The following is a 23899-nucleotide window of genomic DNA, read 5'->3' as shown; positions in this document are numbered from 1 at the left end:
CACGACGTGCGGAGCGGTGAGAAGATGATCGAGCAGCGCGGTTGGTACTTCACTGCACCCTGGGACCCAGTGCCGGTTCGGCGCGGCGACGCGCTCGGCCTCCGCGCGGGCGCAGACTACTTCGCGGACCTGTTGGCACCCGGCTTGAGCAATGCCGCCTCCGACGCGAGATGGATTACCCTCCTCTCGTGGTGTCTGAAGTGGTCGCACGTCGCGTGGCGGAACGCCGGCGGCGGTGACTTGTCTCGACGTGACGATCAACGCGCGCGGTACGCGTGGCTCCGCCCCCTTGAGCTTCTCTGGGTGGACCGCACGCTGGAGTCCGGGCAGACCACGGGCCAGCTTCGTGGGCGACGAAGCATCGAGCGCTGGCGCAAGGCCGACCGCCAGCTTCCCAACTTCGCGATGAGCCCGGACCAGTTCCGTCGGCACCGACAGGTCGGAACGTACGGCGCGTACCGCGTGGTCCTGCGTACCATCCCAGGGCTGACGATGGGCGACGGGTGGACGCCCGACGCCACCAGTCTTGAGCTCGCGAACCTCGTGAACGACAGCCTCCCTCATGATGTACAGCTCAAGCAGGAGCACTTCGAAAACGGCACGAAATGGGGCCACTGGAGCGCTGGTGACGAGGCGCGCTACTGGGTAGAGCGCGGGTGGCAAACGTCATGGGCGAAGGTCGGTGGCTTCTTGCCCACGCCCGACGAGGCCGTAAGCAAGCGGCTCCCCGAGGAAGAACGCCGATTGCTCAAGCCCGTGTTGTTCAGCGCAGAGTCGACTCGCCGTGTTACGGCCGAGGTGCTGGCCAGCGCGAAAGGCGCGAGGTCGCACGCCGACCTGTGCGACGCGCTCGCCAACTGCAGCGTGCTCTCGAAGAAGGTTGAGCCCGCATCCCTTGCGCCGCTCCCTGCCTTTTCGCGCTTCGCTGACGCGGCAATGCACGCGATGCGAGGGCTCTGGAGGGAGATCAACCACGACGAAGCGAAGCAGGCTCCCGCCGTCGAGAAGCTGGCGCGAGCGGCGGAGCTGCGTTCGAGGCTCGACTCGGTTCATGGCGCTGGCGCGGCATGGCTTCGTGCGCCCGGCAGGAGTGTGTTCCCACACGATCACGCGATTACGAGGCTCGCCGAGGCCATGCGAGACGCAGTGAGTCCGGTCGACCAACTGCGGGCGCTGGCGCGGCATCACCACGAACATGGCGGAGGTCGGCGCTGGTTCCGTGAACAAGCCGGCAAGATGGTCCCGCTCGTGGCGGACACCGGCATCGCCGCGAGCGACTACCGCTTCCGCCTACGGCCGTTGAGTCGTCTGGCGGCCCAGTGCGGAGTCGCGAAGATGGGCGACGTGCTCGACGCCGTTGCGCGGAACGACCTCGATGACGTTGCACGGCACGAGCCCGACGACGAGGAAGGCGACGCCCTGTGACCACTCCGAATTGGAAAGACGTCCTTCCCATTCCCCCTCCCAGAGGCCGGCTCCACGAGGCGTGGATGACGAGCTTCGAGCAGCCCGACGCCGGTCTCTTGGTCGAGCATCTGCTGCCGTCGCTGCTCGGCGCGAGCCACTCGCTCTCGCAGGAGGTGCAGGAGCGCACTATGTTCTTCGGCGAGCTGGGCACGGCCCTCGAAGTGCTGCACGGCCGGCTCACCGTTATCTCGTCGCCGCCACGCGCAGCGAGGGAGGATTCTCAATACCCGTGGCTCTGGCGTTACGTGAGCCACTTTACCGTCGGTGCAGCGGCGCGCGCCGTGCAACACGCCAAGCTCTGGGCTTTCCACTGGAAGGTCGACGACAAGGAGCACCTCGAGCTGCACGTCTCGTCCACGAACCTCACAGCCTCGGCATTCAAGGGGCAGTTGCAGGCTGGCTGGCAGGTGACGTTGCCGCTGGGCGATCGCACCACCCAGAGCACGCGTCAAACCTGGGGGGACCTGGTTCCGTTTCTCGAAGCACTCGGCGCCTCCGCAGGGGAGGTCGCGGCGACGCGAGTCCAGCGCCTCATCACGTTGCTCGGCCGCGTGGAGTGCCCGGCGGACGTCACGTTCGTCGCGAGCATCCCCGGTCAGAGGAGCGCCGCTCGACAGCTCAAGCAGTTTGAGCCGTCCGAGCTTCACGTGCTCACGCCGACCATCGGCGAGTGGAAAGATCGAACTCTGTCGGCGTGGAGCGCCGACGTGGGAGTCGTCCCGGGCAAGATCCACCTCAAGTGGATCTCGGAGAAGCACCCATGGGCCGCGACGACGGGCTGGGCGCTCTCCACTGCCGCCAGCGAGAAGCTGGAGAGCAACGGGGTGCAGCTCGAGTGCCTTCCGAACGAGGCGAGGTTCACGGAGCAGCATCGCGACGGTGACCCGCGCTGGAGTCACGCCAAGCTGTACCTGCTGCGCAGTCGACGAAAGCGGTGGCTGCTCGTGACGTCGGCGAACTGGAGTGTCGCAGCGTGGGGCGCAGGAAAGACTTCGCCTCGCAACTTCGAGCTCGGCGTCGTCTTCGAGTCCGAGTGGACGGACCTCGAAGCGCTCGGCGAGCCGTTCGAACCGCCGGACACGATTCCGTTCTGCGTCGATCGCGCCGACGACGAGCAGCCCAATCCGGCGCTCGAATGGGCAGAAGCCAGTTGGGACGGGAAGCGGATTGAGCTGCGCGCACGCAGCTCCGACCTCGACACGCCGATCACCACCCTCGTCACCTTCACGGGCAGCTCAGAGGAACGCATCTCGCTCGTCGATGGCGCTGCCGCCATACCGTGGAAGGACCCGGAGCACACGCCGATCACCGCACGATTCACTCAGGGCGCTGAGACGCTGGAGGTCGCTGTCGTCGACCTTCGCCCTCCTGCCGAGTTCGCCAAGACGCCCTTGCCCGAGGTTGATCCCGCTGTCGCGAAGGCCCTGCGTGAGGCGTTCCTCCTTCAGCGTTACGGTGGTCCGGTCGTCGATCCCGAGTCCATTCCCGGTCTCGGAGGCGGCCACAGGCCGCCGGCCGTCGGTGCGCCCGCCGCCGACTACTCGGTTCAAGCATGGCTCGACGCACGTGCGGCGTTCAACGTGGTCGACCGGTGGCGATCGGCGCTCGCGGAGGCGGCGATTGAACCCGCGCTCCTCGAACGTGTGCGCTTGGACGGCGAGGAACTGCGCGCGCTCTACGCGCGGCGCGAGGGCCCCGCCGCTGGACTCGTGGCCGAGGAACTCGGCTGGCGCCTCGACGAGGAGGCATGATGGACGACTTTCAGATCGACGCCCGGAGGTTGCGCTTCCTCGACAACCCTGCTCGGTACATCGAACACGAGACGGGCGGCCTCCAGGTTGAGCCGCTCGCGAGGCAGTTCAAGACAGCGAAGGAGATCCTCTCTCGACTCGCGGGCGGACGTGGTGTGCTGCTGGCCGACGACGTTGGGCTCGGCAAGACGACGGTCGGCGCGCTCGTCGCGTGGGTCGTCGCCTGCCAGGACAAGCGCGTGCGAATCTACGCGCCTAACGAGGTCCTGCGTCGGCGCTGGGCCGAGGAGCTCGAGCGCCACGTGCCCCTGCTCGAGCAGCTCGGCGCGAGCTACGACCGCATCAAGCAAGGCGACGTCGGGAAGCTGAACGCGGGGCGCATCCAGATCGCGACCCATCACGCACTGGTCAAGAGCCACGGTAACAATGAGCTGCGCACCGCGTGCGACCTCATGATCATCGACGAGGCGCACCGTGCGAAGGGGGACGGCAGCGCGTTCAACGAGGCGCTCCGAAACCTCGGCGACCGCGCGAAGCGGAAGCTGATTCTCACCGCCACGCCGTTTAGCATCAGGCTCGCTGAGCTGGAGCAACTGCTGCAGTTCGCCGGCGCAACCGAACTCGAGGCGGTGCGACGCTATGCGGGAGAGTTGAAGCGACTCTACACCCTCGGCGATGGCCACGACGTCACCGCTGAGTCCAAGCGGCTCGTGAGCGCTGCGAGGGCGGCGATAGAAGAACTGCAGCCATACCTCATCCGTCACGGCGTCGACGACCTGTCGGCGTCAGAGCGGAAGCACTTCGGTGCCGTCAGCGCAGAGCGATGGGAGATCCCAACGGCACCTGCGACGCAGGAGGATCTCGCGCTGCTCCTACGGATGGACCGCCTCCTCCAGCTCACACCGGAGCGGAAGGGTGAACGGCGGAACGACCCGCGCTTCCACATCGGCTGGCAGCACGTCGGCACCAGGCTCGAGCGAGCCACGGAGCGGGCCAAAGACGGCTCCGACCACGCTGCTCTCCGTCACATCAAGGCGGCGACGAAGGCGCTGAGCGTCAGGCGCACGATGCCCCACCCAAAGATTGCGGCGGTCAGCGAGGCCATCCGGCCGCTGCTGGACGCTGGCGAGAAGGTGCTCGTGTTCTGCCACCACCGCGCGACTGCAAGCGAGTTGCTCGGCGCGCTGGAGCGATCCCTGAAGGCAGCGAGCGATTCGCGGAGCGGTCCGCCTGAGAAGGTGTGGCGTGCAGCGTGGGAGTCGTTGCTGCCCGGCAAGGATGCCCTCGTGGCACCGATCATCGATTGGCTCAGCACGCCCGGTCTGCGGTTGCAGATCGGTGGCTGGCTCGGCAAGCCGGCGAGCACCGCGAAGGCTCTGGCGGACCAGTTCGCGACAATCAGACCGCGCAATGCGCCCTCCGGCGTGCCGACGATTCTCGAGGCGGCGACGACGCTGACGGAGTCTCTCCTCGACACGCAGTCGACGTCGACGCGCGCCCTCTTGAAGAGCATTGTGAAGGGAACGCACACCTTCGGCGGCAAGGCCTCCCAGTTCCCGGGGCGCCTCGATGACGGCCTTCGAGCAATGGGCGCATGGGACCACGATGGTCACGGCGAGTCGCCGAAGACGCTGTACACGGGCAAGCCCGACATCGTGCTCGCGCTCTTCAATAGCCCGTTCGGGCCCGACGTGCTCGTCACCACCGACCGCCTGAGCGAGGGCGTCGATCTGCATCGCTGCTGCCGATACCTAATCCACTATGAACTCGATCCCAGCCCCGTGCGCACATTGCAGCGCAACGGCCGCGTGCGTCGCGTCGGTTCGTGGGCGGCGCTCACGGGCCAGCCGATCTGCTACGCGTACCCGACGTTCGGCGGCACACGCGACGAGAAGGCCGTCGGCATCATGAGGCAGCGCATCAACGCCTTCGGGTTGCTGCTCGGCGGTGTCCCATCGCTCGACGATGAAGCGGGCTACTGCGAGCAGAGTTTCGCAGAGGCAGTCCTTCGCGGCGCGCGCAAGGACCTCGAGTTGCTCAACCGGCGGCTCTGCGTGTGATGATCTCCGACGCCTCTCACCCCACCGGCTTCTTGAGAAGTGCCCGCCCAGAGGTTGGCAGGGGAGGGGCGTGCGTGCATACATGGTGGGACTGGCCCTTACGGGGCCTCGGGCGCGCCGTGTCCCTCGCGGAGCGGGGAGTAGCCATCGGACCGCCGGGTAAGCATTGGCAGCGGGGGCCTGCTGCACCCCGAACGGGAGGCCGGTTCGAACCGTGAGGGGTGCTGCTACACAGCTACGCCGCTGTTTGAGGGGACGCGACGTATTGCGCCTGTCGTCCGCACAAGTGCTTGATTTTCCTGGAGAGGATTCACCACCTGGCACCGGGCATGATGTGATTTGCCGGCTCCGAATCCCGCACTGGGCACTCCGATAGAAGCCTCCGAGTCGAAAGACTCGGGGGCTTTTTTCGTTCCTGGCGCTGTGTCGGTGTGTTGGTCTTCTTCCAGGAGACGAACGTGCCCGCTCGTCGAGTCGTGCGCTGGAAGCCCTCACTCCTGTTGGTGGCCAGCGCGTTGTCGGTGGCCTGTGCCAGCAGCGCCCAGCAGGCCGCCCGCGGAGACCTGCGCCTCGACACAGAGACCGTGGGTCGGCTCCGCCATGCCGCTGCCACGGGCAGGGGCGCGAGCGCGCTTGCTCCTGGCGCCGGCCGGGCCATCGTGGCCTCCGTCCTCGCGGAGTCCGCCCCAGTCCTGCTCGTCCTGCTCGAGAGCGACAACGCGGTGGGGGAACTGGATAGGCGTCTCGTGGAGTGCGCCCGGCTGGCCGAGCGCCAGGTCAACACCGCGTTCTTCGGCGACCGCACCCCGACACGCCAGGAGTGCGGTGAGGAGGTGGAGGTAGACGGGTGTGGTGCACGAATCACGCGGGCCATGCTTTTGGGCCAGCGCAAGCACGAACTGGCGCTCCAGTGCGCCCGCGAGGTGCTGGAGGAACTGTGGCCCAAGCCGTACAGCATTGAGCAGCGCTACCGCTACTACCCCAACGCCGGGTTGCTGGAGACGGTCAGCCGGCAGGAGGAGGCGCGACTCATCGCGCAGGGGTGCACCGGAGAGCTGTGGCGCACCATCAAGCCGGACATCGTGCTCCATGCCGACCGCGACCTGCTGCGGTCCGTGCTCACCCTCGACTATAAATTTCCCTGCCCCGACACCAACTCGGCACGGTGGAAGAAGTATGGAGAAGACAGCGCCTATCCCAACTTCAACCAGGGTCGGGTCTACAAAGACGCACTGGGGGGAGAGGCCTTTCTCATCTCGCCACGGGGAGGGGTGACCCGATGAGAGAGAACATCCCCATCATCCGTGTGCGGAACGATTACGGCGATGTGGCCGTCCGCGACGGCGTCATCCTCTGCTTCTTCATGCGTCGCTCACATGGAGAGCTAGCCCCCGCAGTGTGGCGCGCCTTGCAGGCCTATCACCGAGCCATTTCCCCCGCGTCGCTGAACTGGTACGGCTCGGACGACGGAGACACCCTGCCGCTCGACGACCAGGGCTGGGAGCACATCCGCAAGACGCTTCTCGAGCGTCCATGGGCGGGCGCTGGGAGGCTCGCATCGCTGAGCGATACGCCTGGCGAAGCGGGCGGGTATCACTTCGACTACGAAGGCCGGCAGCTCGACCACCCCCTGTCCTCGCGCAAAGAGGGCGTCACGAGCGGGGTGTCCTTCTCGTTTCCCACCGAGTACCTCCTGGAGCACGGCCCCGCCCACCTGCGCGCCCTGGCTCTGGAACTCGGTCGCGAGCTGCCCTTCAGCTTCGGCTACGCCAGTCTCGCCTTCGTCTCGCATCCAGGGGTCTGGTATGGCGTTCGAAGGCAACTCCTCGACCTCCTGCAGCGCTACCTGGGACTAGACCTCTATCTCCTGAGTGAGACCAGCGATGTCATCGGCACCGGGGCGCGGGGCGCGTACTGGCTCACGTTCCTAGGCCAGCCGCTGCTCGGGCGGCTCGGAGGCGCCGAAGCGCTGCGCGACAAGCTGCCCTTTCCAGAGGTCACCTTCGAGCCGATGGAGAGCGAACGGTTGCTGCTGACGTTGGGGGAGTGGCCCGATGCCATGGACACCGAGAAGGGGGCGGTGCCGCCCCAGTACCGAGCGCTGGCGCGTCTGCTGGAGCCCTACCTCTGTGAAGAGGGCGGCCTCTGGCCCCCGATGAACAGGGACTACATGCACCGCTGGCTCCGGCGGCTCTGCCCGTAAGAGAAGAGGGCCGAGTTCCTGGGTCGCTTCGATACCCGCCCGGCAGTGAGCAACCCGCAAGTCCGGGTATTCCGTCTAGGCGTGTATCCCTGCTACACCTGCAAGCTTCCACCCCTGGCCTCGCGAGAGCGCCAATCCAAGGAGGAAGCAAAGCATGTCGAAGCTCCTGAAGCGTGTCGTGGCTTCCCTGCTACTCCCCGCGGGCCTGCTGGTCTCCGCCTGCGGCGAAGGACCCGAGGCTCCCGCCGAGGTACAGGCCCCCCAGACGGAGGTCTCTCCCGAGCTGTTCGACCTGGTGGCCCGCTGGTCCCAGGAGACGGCCCCCTCCGAGGCGCGGAGGTCCGCTGCCGCCGCCGCACCCGTGGACCTCGTGTCCTACGTGAAGCAGCACGCCCCCCAGCTCGCCCCCGAGGCCCAGCAGCTCCACCAGCAGTTGGTGCGCGCATCGGCGACAGGCTCCGAGGAGCGGACGGCCATGGCCGGCTGTAGCTGCAACGTCCTCGCCGCCATCAGCGCCAACCCTTCCGTCAGCACCCCGGAGAGCGAGGGCTTCCGCGACATGCGCGCGTGGCCCAACCGGAGTGACGTGAAGGAGGAGTTCCAGTGGAACATCACCGCCGAGGGCGCCGCCCACGCCGGCTCCATGTACCGCTACCACTACCATGGTGAGTCCGGGCACTCCCGAGACCGCCAGCACTACACGCGCCTGCGCACCCAGCTCGCATGCGTGGACGGCGCGGGCCTGGCCTGCAGCGGCTCCTGCTCCGCGCGGATGTATCCGTTCGTGGAGTACGGGACTCGCGTCTATGCCTACGGCGACACCAACGGCGTCTGGGACAAGGCCGCGCACACGTCCGTCGCTGACGGTGTCGTGCTCGAGTACACGCCTCCCAGCGGCGCGGCGGCCACGCAGAAGCTCTTCGACAAGCTGGGCGCCGTCAGCCACTTCGCCAGCCAGAGCGCCTTCAACATCGAAGAGGTGGCCAACCTGGTGAAGTCCGCCCTCGACATCGTCGCCATCATCAAGACGGGCGACTACACGCAGATCAGCGGAGACCTCATCAGCCGCATCATCCGCTCCTTCGCGGGGCTCGTCAGCCGCTCGGGGACCAACGGCTCCACCTCGCAGGACATGTACGCGAACTTCGACGCGGCGCGCGTCGGCGCCTACACCTTGGAGTACTCGTCCAGCAGCGCCCAGGTCCACACCCTGGAGCTGACCAGCCACATCGCCGTGAAGAACCGCGGCTGGGGCGGCAAGAACACCGGGACGGGCCGCTTCTCCAGCTCGTACGTGATGGCCGTCGCCTTCGACAACTTCCAGTGCAGCACGGGCGTCACTCCGCCGGCGCGCCTGGGCCTCTGGCGCTATGCCACCATCGACGGGACGCCGCATCCCCAGGCCACGCTGCAGCAGCTCGCCCAGGACTTCTTCCGCGTGGCGTACGGCCTGAGCATCAACGCCCAGGGCAGCAGCGGTCAGTTCACCTTCTGAGTCGGACAGGCGGGGGAGGGCGCCTGGCCCTCCCTCGGCCCCCGGGCCGCGTTACTTCGCGGCGACCTTCGCGTAGGTCCCCTTGAGGGCCACGCCCACGACGAACGAGCCCGCGTGGCACTCGATCTCCTTGGCGTTCTTGACCTCGTTCTTCTTGTAGTAGCTGACGATGTCCACGACGGCGTTGGCGCCGTTCTTCTTGGCGCTCTGCTGCAGGGCAATCAGCGCCGAGAGCGTCGCCCACTTGCAGCCTTCCTCGTCCGACTTGCCCACGCCGTTGGTCTTCTTGTTGGTGACGTCGCTGTTCAGCGTCTCCAGCACCTTCGGCGTCTTCTGGCCGGCCAGGTAGAACTTCACCGAGCCGTCCAGCTTCGTCTTGGCCTCCGCCATCTGCAGCACCTCGGAGAGCGGGACCATGTAGACGGTATCTCGGGCGAGCGCCGGGCTGGAGAGGGTGAGCGCCAGCAGCGACAGGGACAGTGCCTTCTTCATCGGGTTCCTCGGTCACTCCCACCGGCGGAAGAGCAACGACGTGTTGATGCCGCCGAAGGCGAAGTTGTTACTCATGACGACGTCGGTCTGAATCCTTCGACCATTCCCCGTGACATAGTCCAACGGCGCGCAGCGGGGATCCACCGAGTCGCGCTCCAGATGGAGCGTCGGGGCGAACCAGCCGGAGCGCATCATCTCCAGGCTCATCCATGCCTCCAGCGCGCCGCAGGCGCCCAGCGTGTGGCCCATGTAGCTCTTGAGTGAGGAGATGGGCATCCGCTCCCCGAAGATGCGGTGCGTCGCCTCGCTCTCCGCCACGTCGCCCTGGTCGGTGGCCGTCCCGTGGGCATTCACGTAGCCCACCGCCGAGGGAGAAATCCCCGCGTCCTCCAGGGCCAGCGACATGGCCTGGGCCATGGTCTCCGCGTAGGGCTGGGTGATGTGGCGCCCGTCGCTGTTCGTGCCGTAGCCGATGAGCTCGGCGTGGATTCTCGCGCCCCGCGCCCGGGCGTGCTCCAGCTCCTCGAGCACCAGGGTGCAGGCGCCTTCTCCCAGCACCAGCCCATCCCGCTGTGCGTGGAAGGGGCGCGGCGTCAGCTCCGGCGTGTCGTTGCACTTCGTGCTGGTGGCGAACAGCGTGTCGAACACCGCGGCCCCGGTGGCGTCGAGCTCCTCGGCGCCTCCCGCGAGCATGGCCACCTGCCGCCCCAGCTTGATGGCCTCGTAGGCGTAGCCGATGCCCTGGCTCCCCGAGGTACACGCGCTGGAGGTGGTGATGATGCGTCCGGTGATTCCGAAGAAGACGCCGATGTTCACCGCCGCCGTGTGCGACATCATCCGCACGTACGTCGTGGCGGTGATGCCCTCGGTGGTCTTCTCCGTCACCATCCGGCCGAAGTCGCCCATGTTGGCCGGCGTGCCCGCGGACGAGCCGTAGGAGATGCCCATCCGGCCGCTCTTCACCAGCGGGTCTCCCAGGAGCCCGGCGTCACCGAGCGCGAGCTCGCTGGCGCGCGTGGCCAGCATGGCCACCCGGCCCATGGCCCGCATCGTCTTGCGCGAGTACGTCTGGGGCGGCAGCTCGAAGGGGGCCGCGGGGGCACCGACATGCGTGTGCAGCCCGTCGTACTGCTTCCACTCCTCCATCACCTTCACCGCGTTGCGCAGCGACTTCAGCCGCGCCTCCACCGTGGGCCAGTCATGTCCCAGGGGGCTGAGGGCGCCAACGCCCGTGACGACCACGCGCTTCATCCGATGAGCCCTCCGTTGACCGACAGCACCTGCCGGGTGATGTAGCCGGCGTCCTCGCTCATCAGGAAGCTGACCGCGGCGGCGACTTCCTCGGGCCGGCCCATGCGCCTGGCCGGAATCATCTTCAGGGCCTCTTCCACGACGTGCGGCTCCACCATCTCCGTCTCAATCAACCCGGGGGCCACGCAGTTCACGGTAATCCCCCGGCTCGCCAGCTCCACCGCCAGGGCCTTGGTGGCGCCGATGATGCCCGCCTTCGCCGCGCTGTAGTTCACCTGCCCCCGGTTGCCGATGATGCCGGACACGGAGGAGAGCGTGACGATGCGCCCCGGCTTGCGCCGCCGCACCAGCGGCAGCGAGAGCGGATTGAGCACGTTGTAGAAGGCGTCGAGGTTGGTGTGAATCACCACGTCCCAGTCCTCGGCGGACATGCCGGGGAAGGGGGTGTCCCGGGCCAGCCCGGCGTTGCACACCACGCCGTAGTAGCAGCCGTGCGCCTCCACGTCGGCCAGGAGCACCCGCTCCGTCGCGGCGCGGTCGGACACGTCGAACTGCAGCACCCGGGCGTTCCGGCCCAGCTCGCGCACCTGCGTGGCCACCGCCTCCGCCTGCTCCACCTGGCTGCGGCAGTGCACCACGACGTCGTAGCCGTCGCGCGCCAGGCGCAGGGCGATGGCGCGGCCGATGCCGCGGCTCGAGCCTGTCACCAGAACCGTCTTGTCACTCATCCGTGCCCACCTTCATCACATCTCCCGGGACCTGCGGCTCGAACACCGTCAGCGCGGCCGTGGCCACCGTCACGCCGTCAATGCCCAGGGTGCAGTCGAACTGGCCCAGCCCGTTGTCCGCCCAGAACTTCCGGTGGACCTCGATGCGCAGCCGCTCCCCCGTCTTGAACGTGGGCCGGCTGCAATCATAGCGGCGGGTGCCGAGCAGGAACCCCACCTTCGGCGGCTCGCCTCGGAGCCGCGCCTGCCATCCGGCCCATGCGCCAATCGTCTGCGCCATGAGCTCGACTCCCACCCAGCCGCCCACACCGCCATTCTCGTGGAAGAGAAAGTCCTCGCGGAGGGTCACCTCGGCCACCAGGCTCTCCGCGTCGCCCTCCACCACCCGGTCCAGCAGGCGCATGCGGTCGGCGTGGGGGACCAGGTCGGCGATGTCGTAGGAGATTGCGGTGCGCATCAGGCCCCCGCCAGGACGAGGGCGGCATTGCTGCCACCAAAGGCGAACGAGTTGCTCAGGACATGGCGCGGTGGTCGTCCCAGCGACTGCCCGGGCTTCACCAGCGCCAGGGCGGGGAGGGCGGGGTCGGGCTCGCCGTCCCACCAGTGCGGAGGCAGCCGTCCGCGCGGGTTGTCCGTCAGGGTGAGCCAGCCCAGCGCCGCCTCGAGCGCGCCCGCGGCCCCGAGCGTGTGGCCGGTGAGCGGCTTGGTGGAGCTGGCCGCCACGCCTCCCCCCAGCAGCGCATGCACCGCCAGGCTCTCCATCGCGTCGTTGTGGGGCGTCGCGGTGCCGTGCAGGTTGACGTAGTCCACGTCCGAGGGCGCGAGGCCCGCGCGCTCCAGCGCCCCGCGCATGGCGGCCAGCGCGCCCCGGCCGCCGGGCTCGGGGGCGGAGAGGTGGTGGGCGTCCGAGGACTCGCCCCAGCCCGCGAGCCGCACCGGCCCCGGCTCGCGCGTCATCAGGAACAGGGCCGCGGCCTCGCCGATGTTGATGCCGCGGCGATTCACGCTCATCGGGTTGCAGCGGGCCTCGCTCACCGACTCCAGCGAGGAGAACCCGGCCACCGTGAAGCGGCACAGCGAGTCCGCGCCGCCGGTGATGACGGCGTCGGCCACGCCCGAGCGCAAGAGCCGCGCGGCGCTGGCCAGGGCCTTGGCGCTGGAGGAGCACGCGGTGGAGATGACGTGTGAAGGGCCCGCCACCCGCAGCAGGTGGTTCAGCGCCAGGGCCGCCGAGCCCAGCTCCTGCTGCTGGAGGTCGAAGTGCCCGGGCAGCTGCCCCGTCGCCACGTGCTCGGCGATGGCCACCTCGCTCTCACCGATGCCGGAGGTGCTGGTGCCCAGGACGATGGCCACTCGCTCCGGGCCATAGCGGGAGAGGGCGGCATCGATGGCCGGGCGGAGCTCCGCCAGCGCGGTGAGCAGCAGCGCGTTGTTCCGGCTGCGCAGCGGCGCGGGCAGCACGTCCGTGCTGGCGAGTGGTGTGGTGACGCGTCCCACGTGGAGCGTCCGCGCGGCGAAGTCCGGGCTCGGCGCCACGCCCGCGGGCCTGTCTCCGAAGAGGGCCTCGGTCACCTCGCGCTTGCCGGCGCCCAGGGCGCAGACGAGGCCGAGCTGGTTCAGGAAGACGGGAGGGGTCATTTACTCATCCCTCGGTGGGGCTCGATTCGATGGTGAGGCGGTAGTGCTCCGCGAGGTTGACCAGCTCCGCGCGCCCCACCCAGCGGGGCTCGCCACCATAACGCACCGTCAGCCACTCACGGCCCCCTTGAAGCAGGACGCGGCGGCCGGGGCCCTCCTCCAGCGTCCAGCCTGGGGGGAGGGCGGCGCGGACCGCCTCGGCCGGCCAGTAGACGAGCTGGACGTCCCGGAGCACCTGGCGCGACTGGAACTGCGCGGGCAGCCGCGGGTCGCGCTCCTCGTCGAGCGCCGTCCCGTCCCACCGCAGCGTGAAGACCCGCTGCCCGAGCGCGAAGCCGGCCAGGCGCAGCGCCGCCGGGTCGATTTCCACCAGGGCCTCCAGCGAGCGGGGGCCGTCCGGGTCGGCGTCGTGGGCAAAGCTCAGCCGCTGCGTCAGGTCTACGGACGTGCCGAAGGAGGCCGGCGACAGTCCGAGCACGGGCAGCTCCACCTCCGGCGCCACGGCCCGGGGACGGGCGGTGGCGCAGGCGGTGAGGCACAGCAGGGCCAGGGTGGGAATCAGGCGGCGCACAGCTTCTCGAGCACGCCGAGCCGGCGCTTGCTGTCGGCCACGTAGGGGTTGTTCGTGTCCCAGGCGTAGCCGGCGAGGATGGCGGAGATCATCCGGCGGACCTCCGGGGAGGCGTTCGGGTGGAAGATGACGTCCTGGAAGCCACCGGCGTACCAGGACTCGACGAAGGTGCGGAACGTGTCCACGCCGGCCTTCAGCGGCACCGCGTACTCGCGCTCCCAGTCCACGGACTCACCCGCGAAGGCGCGGCGGATGCAGGCCGAGGCGAGGCTCGCGGACTTGAAGGCGATGGTCACCCCCGAGGAGAACACCGGGTCGAGGAACTCGCCGGCATTCCCCAGCAGCGCGAAGCCCTTGCCCCACAGCGACTTCACGTTCGCCGCGTAGCCGGTGATGGCGCGTGCCGGCGTGTCCCAGACCGCGTCCTTCAGCAGGGTGGTGAGCCCCGGGTCCTGCCCGACGATGGCGCGCAGGCGCTCGGTCTCCGTCCCCTGGAACTGCTCGAGGAACTCCTTCTTGGCCACCACGCCCAGCGAGCAGCGGCCGTTGGCGAAGGGGATGGTCCAGTACCACACGTGCACGTGCTCGGGATGCACCGTGACGCGAATCTTGTTCCGGTCGAAGGTGCCCGGCGCAATCCGGTCCTCGACGTGGGTGAAGAGCGCGCCGCGCACCGGGAAGTTGGACGGCGTCTCCAGCTTGAGCAGCCGGGGGAGGACGCGGCCGAAGCCGCTGGCGTCGAGCAGGAAGCGCGCCTGGACGCGGTACGTCTCGCCCTCGGGCGAGCGCACCGTCACCTCGGGCTGCGCGCCCTCGGTGTCGACGGAGGTGACCTCGTGGCGGAAGCGCACGGTGGCGCCCATCCGCGCGGCGGCGCCGGCCAGCACCTGGTCGAAGGTGGCGCGCTGGACCTGGTACGTGGTGCCCCAGCCCGGCGAGAACTTCTCCCGGAAGTCGAAGTCCGTGTACTTGTCACCGCGCGCGAAGGCCGCGCCATTCTTGTACTGGAAGCCCGCCTCGACGACGTCGCGGAGCATGCCGGCCTCCTCGACGTACTCCATGCTCTGCGGCAGCAGGCTCTCGCCGATGGAGAAGCGGGGAAACTGCTCGCGCTCCAGAATCAGTACCTCGCGGCCCTGCTTGCGCAGAAGTCCCGCCGCCACCGAGCCCGCGGGGCCCGCGCCAATGATGAGGATCTCCGTCTTCTCGACTTTCACGTGATGTCCTTGCCCGAAGGCAGTCTGAAACAAGGGGTTAGAAACCAGATGGTCACCTCGCCCAGCAGCATGGCGAGGCCAAAGGAGCGCAGGGCCGGCGTGGCCGACAGCCCGAGGAGTCCGAAGGAGAGCAGGGTGCTCACGCCGGCCAGCGCCACCGCGAGCCACGCGGAGCCCTCTCCCGGGTGCTCCAGCAGGAAGATGCCGTAGTCCACGCCCATCCCCAGCAGGAGCACGAGCCCCAGCACGCTGAAGAGCTGCAGCGGCTCACCCGTCCAGCCGAAGACGGCCAGGGTGATGAGCGTCCCCAGCACGGAGGGAAGCCAGGCCCGCCAGGCCTCGCGCCGGAAGCGGGCGACCAGCGTCAGCAGCACCGCCACGTAGCCCACGACGATGAGCCCGCCCATGAGCCGCCGGTAGCGTCCCAGCAGCCGCGAAATCTCCTCCGTCTTGTCGACCCAGCGCACGCCGTCCAGCCCTCGCGCAGCCTCAGCCAATCGCGGGAGCACCGACGGGTCGTTCAGCCCGCGCAGCATGACGACGCTGTAGTGCTGCTCCCCGAGGAGCCCCAGCCACTGCCGCTGCACGGCGGACGCGGCGGGACTGGCGAGGAACCGGGCGGGGGTGAGCACGTCGGTGGCGAAGGCGGCCCGGGTGGGGGACTCGCCCGTGGCGGCGGCGACGGCGGCCACGGCCTGCGCTTCCGCGCGGGCGCTCAGGCTGGCGTCCGCGAGCTGCTGCGCCGCGGAGGGCAGCCAGTCCGACACGGCGCGGTAGCCGGCCAGCACCCCACCCGCGACGAGCGGCTCCAGCCGCTCCTTCAGCGCCACCTCTCGCGCGAGGACCTCCTCCTCGGTTCCCGCGCCGACGAGGAAGAACTGGGCCGGGCTGGGCAGGCCGAGCAGCCGTCCCAGCTCGCGCTGGTCCGCGACCAGGTTCGCGGGCGCGCTCTGGAGCTGGCGGACGTCGTCACGCGGCACCAGCCGCCACAGCCCGCCGCCGATGGCCACCGCCAGCACCGCCGCCCCCAGCCACCACCGCGGCGTGGAGGAGAAGCGGGGCCAGCGCAGCAGCGACGCGGAGACGCGCTTCGCGAAGGGCGTCACCGGCAGCGCGCCGGTATCCAGCGTGGGGAACCAGCAGGCCACCGTCAGGAAGGCGCCCACCAGCCCCGCGACGGAGAACACCGCCATCTGCCGCAGCCCCGGGAAGGGCGCCAGGCCCAGCGCGAGGTACGCCACCACGCTGGTGAGGAGCGCCAGCGCCATCCCCGGCAGCAGGCTGCGCAGCACCGGACCGCGCTCCTCGGGCGGCTTCCCCTGGCGGGCGGCGAAGTAGTGGAAGCCATAGTCCTCGGCCACGCCGACGAGGCTCGAGCCGAACACCAGGGTGAGCAGGTGGACCCGCTCGAAGAGCAGGGCGGTGACGCTCAGCGCCACCGCGCAGCCGAGCGCCAGCGACACGCCCACCAGGAGGATGGGGCGGGGAGAGCGGAAGGTGAGCCAGACGAGCAGCAGCACGGCCAGCAGCGAGCCCAGGCCGATGGTCGACATCTCCGTGCTGGCCTGCGAAGCGGCGGCCTCGGCATAGAGCGGCACACCCGCCGCAACCAGTCGCCCCTCGGGGACCGCCGCCAGCACCGCGGCCCGGGCGCGCTCCACCGCGGCGGTGATTCGCGCGTCCGCGCCCAGGGCGAAGGCGGAGACCTTGCTCTGCCAGGCCAGCAGCACCCACTCGCGTCCCTCGCCGGACACCCAGAGCCGTCCATCGCGAGGCCGCGCCGCGCTCTCTGTGGCGCGCGCCGCCCACCAGTCGGGCCACAGGCCCAGCGGGTCGGCGTCGAAGTCCGTCAGCCTCGGGCCGGCGGGCTGGTACAGCTTCATCAAGGCCGTGCCGCCCAGCTCCTCGGAGCTCGCTCGCGCCAGCCACGCGCGCTGGGCCGGCGTCAGCAGCCGGTCCCGGTACGGGCGGTAGAACTCCACCGCCGCGTCCAGCGCGGAGGCATCCGTGACGGACGGCTCCAGCAGCGCGGAGTCCTTCTCCAGCTCCTCCCGGGCGGCGTCCGCCGCGCGCTGGGCCAGGGCCCAGTCCGGGGCCCCCACCAGCAGCACCAATTCCCGGCCCGCGCCCTCCGCGAGCCTCCGGGTGGCGGCGCCCACCTCGGGCGCCTGCTCATCCTCGGGCAGCAACGCCAGGACGTCGGTGTCCAGGCGCGCCGAGCGCCAGAACCCGACCTGGTGCACGCCGACGGCGACCAGCACCAACGCCCAGAGGATGGCCCACCTACTTCGCAAGGCGCTTCGCTTCCGTGTCGCTGAGCGGCGGGGTGCTCGCCAGGTGGCTGAACTGAATCACGCTCGAGTCCCCACGCGTCTCCTCGAGGTGGACCTGCCGCACGAACCGGTCTCCTTCGAGCCGGATGTTCCGGAAGACGCGCGCGAGGCTCGCGTCCGTCGGCGTGAGCGCCAGCTTCCAGCCCTCCGTGCCGACCAGCTCCCCTTCGATGCGGAAGCGCGTGGCCAGCGTGGCCACGTCACCGGAGAGCAGCGCGAAGAGCAGCGCATTCATCGCCGCCAGCGCAGGCTCGCGGCCCGTGTCCAGCTGGTAGGCCGCGCCGCCCGTGCCCTGCTCCGCCTTCAGCGACGTGCGCGTCAGCGTCAGCGTCGAGGCGAAGGGCACCCGGGTGTCCCAGAGGACGCCCTTCTCGCGGGACAGGAGGAAGTCGCCGCGGGAGACGAGCGGCTTCTTGAAGCCGGTCACCGTCTTCTTCTGCTCGAACTCGCCCCGCAGCAGGGGCGCGTCCTCCAGCCGGGCGCGGACTCCCGCCACCACGTCACCGGCGCTGGCGCTCGTCGCCAGCAGCACTCCCACGAGGAGCAATACTCGCTTCATTCGGGCTTCACTCCCAGCCGCTGCCACAGCACGGGCGGGCAGACGAACTGCAGTTCCCGGGTGGCCCGCGACACGGCGACCTGGATGGTGTGCGCCTGATTCAACTTGCGGCCGGTGGCGGCGTCGCGGATGAGGTAGTCGATGCGCAGGCGGTTCTCCCACTCGGTGATTTCCGCGCGCACCTTCAGCTTCTGGCCGAAGAGCGCCGGCTGCACGTACTTCAGCCGCATGTCCACCACGGGCCACGCGAAGCCGGACTCCAGCATCTGCGGGTAGTCGTAGTCGAACCTCGCCAGCAGCGCGCAGCGGGCCAGCTCCAGGTACTTCACGTAGTGGCCATGCCAGACGACCTCCATCAGGTCGATGTCATGGAAGGCGGGGGTCAGCTCGATTTCATGGCTGAGGTCAGGCTTCATGCACCCTCCACTCCCGAGCGCGGAGGGTCCCCAGCAGGCCCTGCAGCTCGCGGTCCAGCGCGCGGTCCTCCACCACGAGCGGGATGCGCTTCTCCAGGTCGGCCTGCATCGCCTCGAGCGAGGGGGCCAGCTTCAAGCCCTCGTCGACGCGGCGGCGCAGGGAGATGCCCTGACGCGCGGCGATGAGCATGGCCGCCACCACCTGCTCGGACAGCTCCAGCACCCGCAGGCAGTCGCGCGCCGCGATGGTGCCCATGCTCACCTTGTCCTGGTTGTGGCACTCGGTGGAGCGCGAGAAGACGGACGCCGGCATGGTCTGCTTCAGCGCCTCGGCCGTCCACGCGGAGACACTGATCTGCAGCGCCTTGAGCCCGTGGTTGATGGCGGCCCGCGGGCCCGTCGCGCCGGAGAGGTTGGCCGGCAGTCCGTGGTTGAAGCGCGTGTCGACGAGCAGCGCCAGCTGGCGGTCGAGCAGGTCCGCCACGTTGGCCACCGCGTTCTTCAGGCTGTCCATCGCGAAGGCGATGTGCCCCCCATAGAAGTGGCCGCCGTGGAGCACTCGCTCGGCGTCGGGGTCGATGAGCGGGTTGTCGTTGGCGCTGTTCAGCTCGTTCTCGATGAGCGTACGGAAGAAGGGCAGCGCGTCCTCCAGCACGCCAATCACGTGCGGCGCGCAGCGCAGCGAGTAGCGGTCCTGCAGCCGCTGCTCGTTGCGGCTGGGGTGGCCCGTGGCCAGGTCCACGCGCAGGCGCGCGGCCACGCGCTGCTGGCCCACGTGCGGCTTCACCGCGAACAGCGACTCGTCGAAGTGGTGCGCATTGCCGGCGCTGGCCACCACGTTGAAGGCGGTGAGCCGCGTGGCCAGCCGGCACAGGTACTCGGCGCGCTCCCACGCGAGGCAGGCCAGGGCCGTCATCACGGCCGTGCCATTCATGATGGCCAGCCCCTCCTTGGGGCGCAGGCGCAGCGGCGCGATGCCCAGCTGCGCCAGCACCTCTCCCGCGGCCCGCCGCTCGCCGCGGTACCAGACCTCGCGCTCCCCGCAGAGCACCGCCGCCACGTAGGACAGCGGGGTGAGGTCACCGCTGGCGCCTACCGAGCCCTCGGCCGGGATGAGCGGCAGGATGTCGTGCCGCAGCAGCAGCTCCAGCTGCGTGAGCAGCCCCAGCCCCACGCCCGAGAAGCCCAGGGACAGCGAGGCCAGCCGCGTCGCCAGCACCGCGCGCGTCTCCTCCGGGGAGAGGAACCGGCCCGCGCCGCAGCCATGGTACGTGTAGAGGTGGTGCGGCAGCTCGGCGATGAGCTCCGGCGGGATGGAGACGGTGCACGAGTCGCCGTACCCCGTCGTCACGCCGTAGATGACGCCGTCCTCGGCGAGCAGCCGGTCCAGGAACTCCGCGCCCCGGGTGATGCGCTTGCGGAAGTCGGTGGACGTGCCCAGCTCGGCGCCGCGCTCGCGGCGGGAGAGGGAGGCGACGTCCTCGATGGTGAGTCGGCTTCCGTCGAAGCGGACCGCTCGCTCACTGGTGAGGCCTGGCGGAGACATGGGCTTGGTCCCAGAAGGGAAAGAAGTTGAACCAGTCGAGCGGCGAGCGCTTCAGCAGCGCGGTCAGCCGCTCGGCATAGTGACGGGCGTACCCGGTCAATGCCGCCTCGCGCTTCCCTCGGGGAAGCTCGACGCGCTCGGCCAGGCACTCGAAGTGGATGGTGTAGCCGGGGCCCTCGTGGATGCACCCCAGCAGGAACAGCGGGCACTTGAACAACGCCGCCAGCACGTACGGGCCTACCGGGAAGGGGGCGGCGTGGCCCAGGAAGTCCACTCTCACCGTCTGGCTGGCGTGCACCGGGACGCGGTCCCCGGCAATCACCACGAACTCGCCCGCGGTGATGCGTTCTTGGAGTGCCACCGCCGTGGCCGGTCCCAGGTCGGTGACCTCCAGGAGGCGGAAGTCGCTGTCCGGGTTGAACCGCTTGAGCAGGCGGTTGAACTGCTCGGCGTGCCGGGTGTGCACGAGGATGGTGAGCTTCACCTCGCCGCGCCGCTCGGCCATGGCGCGGCACAGCTCGAGGCAGCCCAGGTGCGCGGTGATGATGATGCCGCCCCTGCCGGCCTTCGCCGCCTCGTAGAACTGCTCGCGCCCCTCGGTGCGGACCTGCTCGAAGCGGTAGCGCCCGCTGACGGCCAGGACCTTGTCGAGCATCGTCTCCGCGAAGGTCGCGACGTGGCGCAGGCTGTCCCTCCACCCCGGAGGCCGGCCGAGGGCCCCGGTGGTCTGCTCCACCCGCGCCAGGTACTGCAGCGAGGCCTCGCGGACCAGCGGGCGGGCCAGCCAGTGCACCACGACCACGGGGTACAGGCAGAGGCGGAACGGCCACCGGCCCAGCAGCCGGTGAATCCAGTAGAGCATCCAGATGCCGAGCACGAAGGTGCTCTCGCCCATCTCCGCCCAGTGCCGCGCCTTCATGCCGCCACCTTGCGCCACAGCAGCAGGGGCAGCCGCACCAGCATCCCGAAGAAGAGCCGGGCATGCATGCCGGAGATGCGCACGTTGTCCCAGAGCACGTCGAAGTGGGAGATGCCGTCCGTGGGGTAGCGCACCCGGGTGGGCTGGTTGAGGATGCCCATCCCCCGCCAGAACAGGCGCACGAGGACCTCCACGTCGAAGTCCATCCGCTTGCCGATGCGCACCGAGTCGATGAGCGCGACGGTGGGGGCGAGCGGATAGATGCGGAAGCCGCACATCGAGTCGCGGATGGCGAACGACAGCGTGTTGATCCACACCCAGATGTGCGTGGCGTAGCGGCCGTAGAGCCGGCCCTTGGGCACCGACTCGTCATAGACGGGGGTGCCGCAGACGAGCTTCTCGGGAGCGCGGGCCGCCAGCTCCAGGAACCGGGGGATGTCGCCGGTGTCGTGCTGGCCGTCGGCGTCAATCTGCAGCGCGTGGCTGTAGCCCCGGGCCTTCGCCGCGCGCAGGCCGGCCATCATCGCACCGCCCTTGCCCTCGTTCTGGGGCAAGCGGACCAGCTCGATGCCGGAGGCGTCCTTCGCGGCCAGCGAGTCCAGCACCGCGGCGCAGCCCGGCTCGCTGCCATCGTCCACCAGCACGCAGGGCAGCCCGTGGGCGCGCACCGCGTCCACCACCGCGCCCACGGCCTCGCCATGGTTGTAGACGGGAATCACCGCGCAGACCTTCATCCCGGGACTCCTCCGAACAGGATGCGGCCGCTGGCGTGGACGCCGGCATCCGAGGTGAGCTTGAAGTGGAGGCTGCCCTTCGCCTCCGCCCAGGTGAGCTCCAGCGTGAGGCGCGTGTCGGGCACGATGACCCGCTGGAACTTCACCGCCTCCATCCGCAGGAAGTCGGGGGGCAGGGGGAAGTGCTCGCGCCCCAGCTGGATGGCCCACTCCAGCTGCGCCACGCCCGGCAGGATGGGCATGCCGGGGAAGTGGCCCTTGAAGTAGGGCGAGCCCGCCTGCGCCTCCAGGCCCAGGACGACACGCTCCGCGGTGCGCTCCAGCACCCGCGACGGGGGGCGGCGCGAATCGAAGAGGGCGGTCAGCGCCGCCTCGGTGACCTTGCCCTGGCTGTTGACTGGCATCGCCTCCAGATACCGGAACCGGCGCGGAAGCACACTGGCCTCGAACTGTCTGGACAGCTGCTCGCGCAGGGCCTGGTTCAGGGCGCGCTTGCCCCCCTCGCCGTGCAGCTTCCAGCCGTCATCCCCTGGCACCGCCGCCACCGCGAGCGTCAGCCGGTGTCCCTCCGGGAGCGGCAGCACCCGGGCCTCCCGCAGCAGCCCGCCCTCCAGCAGGGTCCGCTCCATGGCGCTCAGCGAGACGCGCTTCTCCTCGAGCTTCAGCAGGCGGTCCTTGCGCCCCAGCAGCTCGAAGCCCTCCGGCAGGAGGCGGACGCGGTCCTCGGTCCGCAGCCAGGTGCCCTCGGGCAGGTGGGGCGAGCGCACGGCCAGCGCCTCGTCCTCGGTGCGCACCTCGACACCGGGCATCACCGTCCAGGCCGAGCCGTCGTCCCGCGCGCGCTGGCGCCAGGCGACGCCCCCCGTCTCCGAGCTGCCGTAGACCTCCACCGGCGCCTGGCCCAGCAGGTCCCGGCAGTCCCGCAGCGCCTCGGCGGGCAGCGGGCCGCCCGAGGAGAAGACCGCGCGCAGGTTCCCCCGGACGCCCGCCCAGTCGAGGGACTCCGGCAGGCGCTTGAGGTGGGCCGGGCTCGCGATGAGCGCGGCGGGGCCTTCCTCCAGCGCGGTCACGATGTCCTCGGGGTACGTCAGGCTCCGCGCCGGGAAGGGCCGGCCCGCCGACAGGGGCCAGAGCACCCGGAACAGCAGCCCGTAGATGTGCTGGTGCGAGACGGTGGCGAGGACGCGCGCCTCGCCGAGCCGCGCGTCGAAGAGGCCGGCCAGCGTGGAGACCTCGCGCGTCAGCTGCGCCAGCTGCTTCGCAATGGCGGTGGGCTCGCCGCTGGAGCCGGAGGTGTAGACGACCAGGGCCCGGGCCTCCAGGGACAGGGGCCGCCAGCCCCCCTCGGCACCCTCCACCGGGGCCAGCGGGGCGTACGCCGCGGGGAGCTGGCCGGCGAAGCCGTCCACCTCGTCGCGCAGCCGCTCCAGCGTCGCGGGCTGGGCCTCGGAGGGGAGATAGACGCACTTCCCCGCATGCCACGCGCCGAGCAGCGCGGCGGCGAACTCGAAGGTGTCCTCGAAGTACAGGGCCAGGCGCCGGCCCGGCTGGCGCTCGAAGGCCGCACGCCAGCGGGCGGCCCGCGCGGCGAAGTCGGCGAACCGGAGGACCTGGCCGTCGCGCAGCGCTACCGGATGCGCGGGAGGCCGCCCCCGGGTGAGGAGCGCTTCGATGCCGAGGTGCTCAGCCATGACTGTGGCTCGCCCTCACGCGCTGCCGCACCACCCACTCGCCGGCGAAGAGCAGGCCCATCAGCCCGTAGGCGATGAGGCCGTTGTACAGCGCCCACGTGGCGTCACTGCCCCAGAGCGCCGTGCCCAGCGCGATGCCGCCATTGAGCACGAAGAACCCGCACCACACCTGCGTCACCTTCCGCGTGTAGGCCACGCCGGACGGAGGAAGCGCCGGCTCGCGCAGCCGTGCCAGGCGCTCGATGACGCTGGGGGGGAAGGCGAGGCTGGTGGCGAAGACCGTGAGCAGCAGGGTGTTCACCAGGACAGGGTAGAGCTTCAGCGGCAGGGCGTGGTTGCCGAAGAGGGTGGCCGCCGCGAGCACGAAGGCCCCGCCGGCCGCGGCCAGCCAGACCTTCTCGCGCGTGGCCAGGGCCCGGAGCACGGCAATGCCCACCAGGGGCAGTGCCATCCAGCGGGGCTCGAACCGGCCCAGTCCGAAGTAGACCAGCACCGGGTATGCCAGCGTCAGCAGTCCCACCAGTGCTGGACGGAGGTGCTTCACGCCGCCACGGATTCGTCGATGAGCCCGTGCAGCGCGTCGACCACGTCCTGGATGGTGCGGACCGACTTGAAGACCTCCGGCGGCAGGCGCTTGCCCGTCACGGGCTTCAGCCTCACCAGCAGGTCCACCGCGTCGATGCTGTCGATGTCCAGGTCGTCACGCAGGCGGGCCTCCGGCGTGATGCGCTCCGGCTCGATGCCGAAGGTGTCCTGCAACAGCGTGCTGAGATTCTCGAAGAGCTGAGTCTTGGTCATGATGGTTTCCCCCTCCATTCGGGTTTTGAG

At 69.8% G+C, this 23899-nt stretch carries 22 protein-coding genes; 6 read left to right on the top strand and 16 right to left on the bottom strand.

What is annotated here, in order from left to right; all coding sequences use genetic code 11:
* Positions 1-24 precede the first annotated feature (24 nt).
* The 6 genes from LXT23_RS27135 to LXT23_RS27110 all read left to right on the top strand — a co-directional run bounded on the left by LXT23_RS27135 (position 25) and on the right by LXT23_RS27110 (position 8976).
* Positions 25-1425, top strand: coding sequence for a hypothetical protein (locus LXT23_RS27135; RefSeq protein WP_253983221.1), 1401 nt, complete (start codon positions 25-27; stop codon positions 1423-1425).
* A gap of 65 nt (positions 1426-1490) precedes the next feature.
* A complete protein-coding gene (locus tag LXT23_RS27130) occupies positions 1491-3218 on the top strand; it encodes a hypothetical protein (RefSeq protein WP_253983220.1) in 1728 nt (575 codons plus the stop codon).
* Positions 3215-5278, top strand: a complete 2064-nt coding sequence (locus LXT23_RS27125) for an SNF2-related protein (protein ID WP_253983219.1) — start codon at positions 3215-3217, stop codon at positions 5276-5278. Before LXT23_RS27130 ends, LXT23_RS27125 begins: the two co-directional genes overlap by 4 nt.
* A gap of 458 nt (positions 5279-5736) precedes the next feature.
* On the top strand, positions 5737-6561 hold the full coding sequence (locus tag LXT23_RS27120; protein ID WP_253983218.1) for a hypothetical protein: 825 nt from the start codon (positions 5737-5739) through the stop codon (positions 6559-6561).
* Complete coding sequence (locus LXT23_RS27115; protein ID WP_253983217.1) at positions 6558-7481, top strand: type VI immunity family protein; 924 nt, start codon at positions 6558-6560, stop codon at positions 7479-7481. The genes LXT23_RS27120 and LXT23_RS27115 overlap by 4 nt, the downstream gene beginning before the upstream one ends.
* Positions 7482-7635: 154 nt before the next feature.
* Complete coding sequence (locus LXT23_RS27110; protein ID WP_253983216.1) at positions 7636-8976, top strand: hypothetical protein; 1341 nt, start codon at positions 7636-7638, stop codon at positions 8974-8976.
* 51 nt (positions 8977-9027) lie between these two features.
* Here LXT23_RS27110 and LXT23_RS27105 read toward each other — a convergent pair whose 3' ends face one another.
* The 16 genes from LXT23_RS27105 to LXT23_RS27030 are packed head-to-tail and all read right to left on the bottom strand — an operon-like array spanning position 9028 to position 23869.
* Positions 9028-9468, bottom strand: a complete 441-nt coding sequence (locus LXT23_RS27105) for an excinuclease ATPase subunit (protein WP_253983215.1) — start codon at positions 9466-9468, stop codon at positions 9028-9030.
* A gap of 12 nt (positions 9469-9480) precedes the next feature.
* Complete coding sequence (locus LXT23_RS27100; RefSeq protein ID WP_253983214.1) at positions 9481-10719, bottom strand: beta-ketoacyl-ACP synthase; 1239 nt, start codon at positions 10717-10719, stop codon at positions 9481-9483.
* Positions 10716-11447 (bottom strand): 3-oxoacyl-ACP reductase FabG, encoded by a 732-nt coding sequence (gene fabG / locus LXT23_RS27095; RefSeq protein ID WP_253983213.1) that lies wholly within the window; start codon positions 11445-11447, stop codon positions 10716-10718. The genes LXT23_RS27100 and fabG overlap by 4 nt, the downstream gene beginning before the upstream one ends.
* Positions 11440-11904, bottom strand: coding sequence for an ApeP family dehydratase (locus tag LXT23_RS27090; protein WP_253983212.1), 465 nt, complete (start codon positions 11902-11904; stop codon positions 11440-11442). The genes fabG and LXT23_RS27090 overlap by 8 nt, the downstream gene beginning before the upstream one ends.
* Positions 11904-13085: a beta-ketoacyl-ACP synthase gene (locus LXT23_RS27085; RefSeq protein WP_253983211.1), complete on the bottom strand. Its 1182-nt coding sequence runs from the start codon at positions 13083-13085 to the stop codon at positions 11904-11906. The genes LXT23_RS27090 and LXT23_RS27085 overlap by 1 nt, the downstream gene beginning before the upstream one ends.
* Positions 13086-13089: 4 nt before the next feature.
* Positions 13090-13656 (bottom strand): DUF3261 domain-containing protein, encoded by a 567-nt coding sequence (locus LXT23_RS27080; protein WP_253983210.1) that lies wholly within the window; start codon positions 13654-13656, stop codon positions 13090-13092.
* On the bottom strand, positions 13644-14873 hold the full coding sequence (locus LXT23_RS27075; RefSeq protein WP_253983209.1) for an NAD(P)/FAD-dependent oxidoreductase: 1230 nt from the start codon (positions 14871-14873) through the stop codon (positions 13644-13646). The genes LXT23_RS27080 and LXT23_RS27075 overlap by 13 nt, the downstream gene beginning before the upstream one ends.
* Entirely contained in the window at positions 14870-17167 is a 2298-nt protein-coding gene (locus LXT23_RS27070; protein WP_253983208.1) for an MMPL family transporter, read from the bottom strand. Before LXT23_RS27070 ends, LXT23_RS27075 begins: the two co-directional genes overlap by 4 nt.
* Positions 17157-17765 carry an outer membrane lipoprotein carrier protein LolA gene (locus LXT23_RS27065; RefSeq protein WP_253983207.1) on the bottom strand — a complete coding sequence of 203 codons (609 nt, stop codon included), beginning with the start codon at positions 17763-17765 and terminating at the stop codon, positions 17157-17159. Before LXT23_RS27065 ends, LXT23_RS27070 begins: the two co-directional genes overlap by 11 nt.
* A complete protein-coding gene (locus tag LXT23_RS27060; protein WP_253983206.1) occupies positions 17762-18181 on the bottom strand; it encodes an acyl-CoA thioesterase in 420 nt (139 codons plus the stop codon). Before LXT23_RS27060 ends, LXT23_RS27065 begins: the two co-directional genes overlap by 4 nt.
* Positions 18171-19727 carry an HAL/PAL/TAL family ammonia-lyase gene (locus LXT23_RS27055; RefSeq protein WP_253983205.1) on the bottom strand — a complete coding sequence of 519 codons (1557 nt, stop codon included), beginning with the start codon at positions 19725-19727 and terminating at the stop codon, positions 18171-18173. The genes LXT23_RS27060 and LXT23_RS27055 overlap by 11 nt, the downstream gene beginning before the upstream one ends.
* Positions 19702-20646, bottom strand: coding sequence for an LpxL/LpxP family acyltransferase (locus LXT23_RS27050; protein WP_253983204.1), 945 nt, complete (start codon positions 20644-20646; stop codon positions 19702-19704). Before LXT23_RS27050 ends, LXT23_RS27055 begins: the two co-directional genes overlap by 26 nt.
* Positions 20643-21380 carry a glycosyltransferase family 2 protein gene (locus tag LXT23_RS27045; RefSeq protein ID WP_253983203.1) on the bottom strand — a complete coding sequence of 246 codons (738 nt, stop codon included), beginning with the start codon at positions 21378-21380 and terminating at the stop codon, positions 20643-20645. The genes LXT23_RS27050 and LXT23_RS27045 overlap by 4 nt, the downstream gene beginning before the upstream one ends.
* Positions 21377-23071 (bottom strand): AMP-binding protein, encoded by a 1695-nt coding sequence (locus tag LXT23_RS27040; RefSeq protein ID WP_253983202.1) that lies wholly within the window; start codon positions 23069-23071, stop codon positions 21377-21379. The genes LXT23_RS27045 and LXT23_RS27040 overlap by 4 nt, the downstream gene beginning before the upstream one ends.
* Entirely contained in the window at positions 23064-23615 is a 552-nt protein-coding gene (locus LXT23_RS27035) for a COG4648 family protein (RefSeq protein ID WP_253983201.1), read from the bottom strand. Before LXT23_RS27035 ends, LXT23_RS27040 begins: the two co-directional genes overlap by 8 nt.
* Positions 23612-23869 carry an acyl carrier protein gene (locus tag LXT23_RS27030; RefSeq protein ID WP_253983200.1) on the bottom strand — a complete coding sequence of 86 codons (258 nt, stop codon included), beginning with the start codon at positions 23867-23869 and terminating at the stop codon, positions 23612-23614. The genes LXT23_RS27035 and LXT23_RS27030 overlap by 4 nt, the downstream gene beginning before the upstream one ends.
* Positions 23870-23899: the final 30 nt, after the last annotated feature.

The sequence above is a fragment of the Pyxidicoccus xibeiensis genome (genome assembly GCF_024198175.1).
In the GTDB taxonomy this organism is placed as follows: domain Bacteria; phylum Myxococcota; class Myxococcia; order Myxococcales; family Myxococcaceae; genus Myxococcus; species Myxococcus xibeiensis.
The sequence above is the reverse complement of the archived record's forward strand: the minus strand, read 5'-3'. Positions and strand labels throughout refer to the sequence as shown.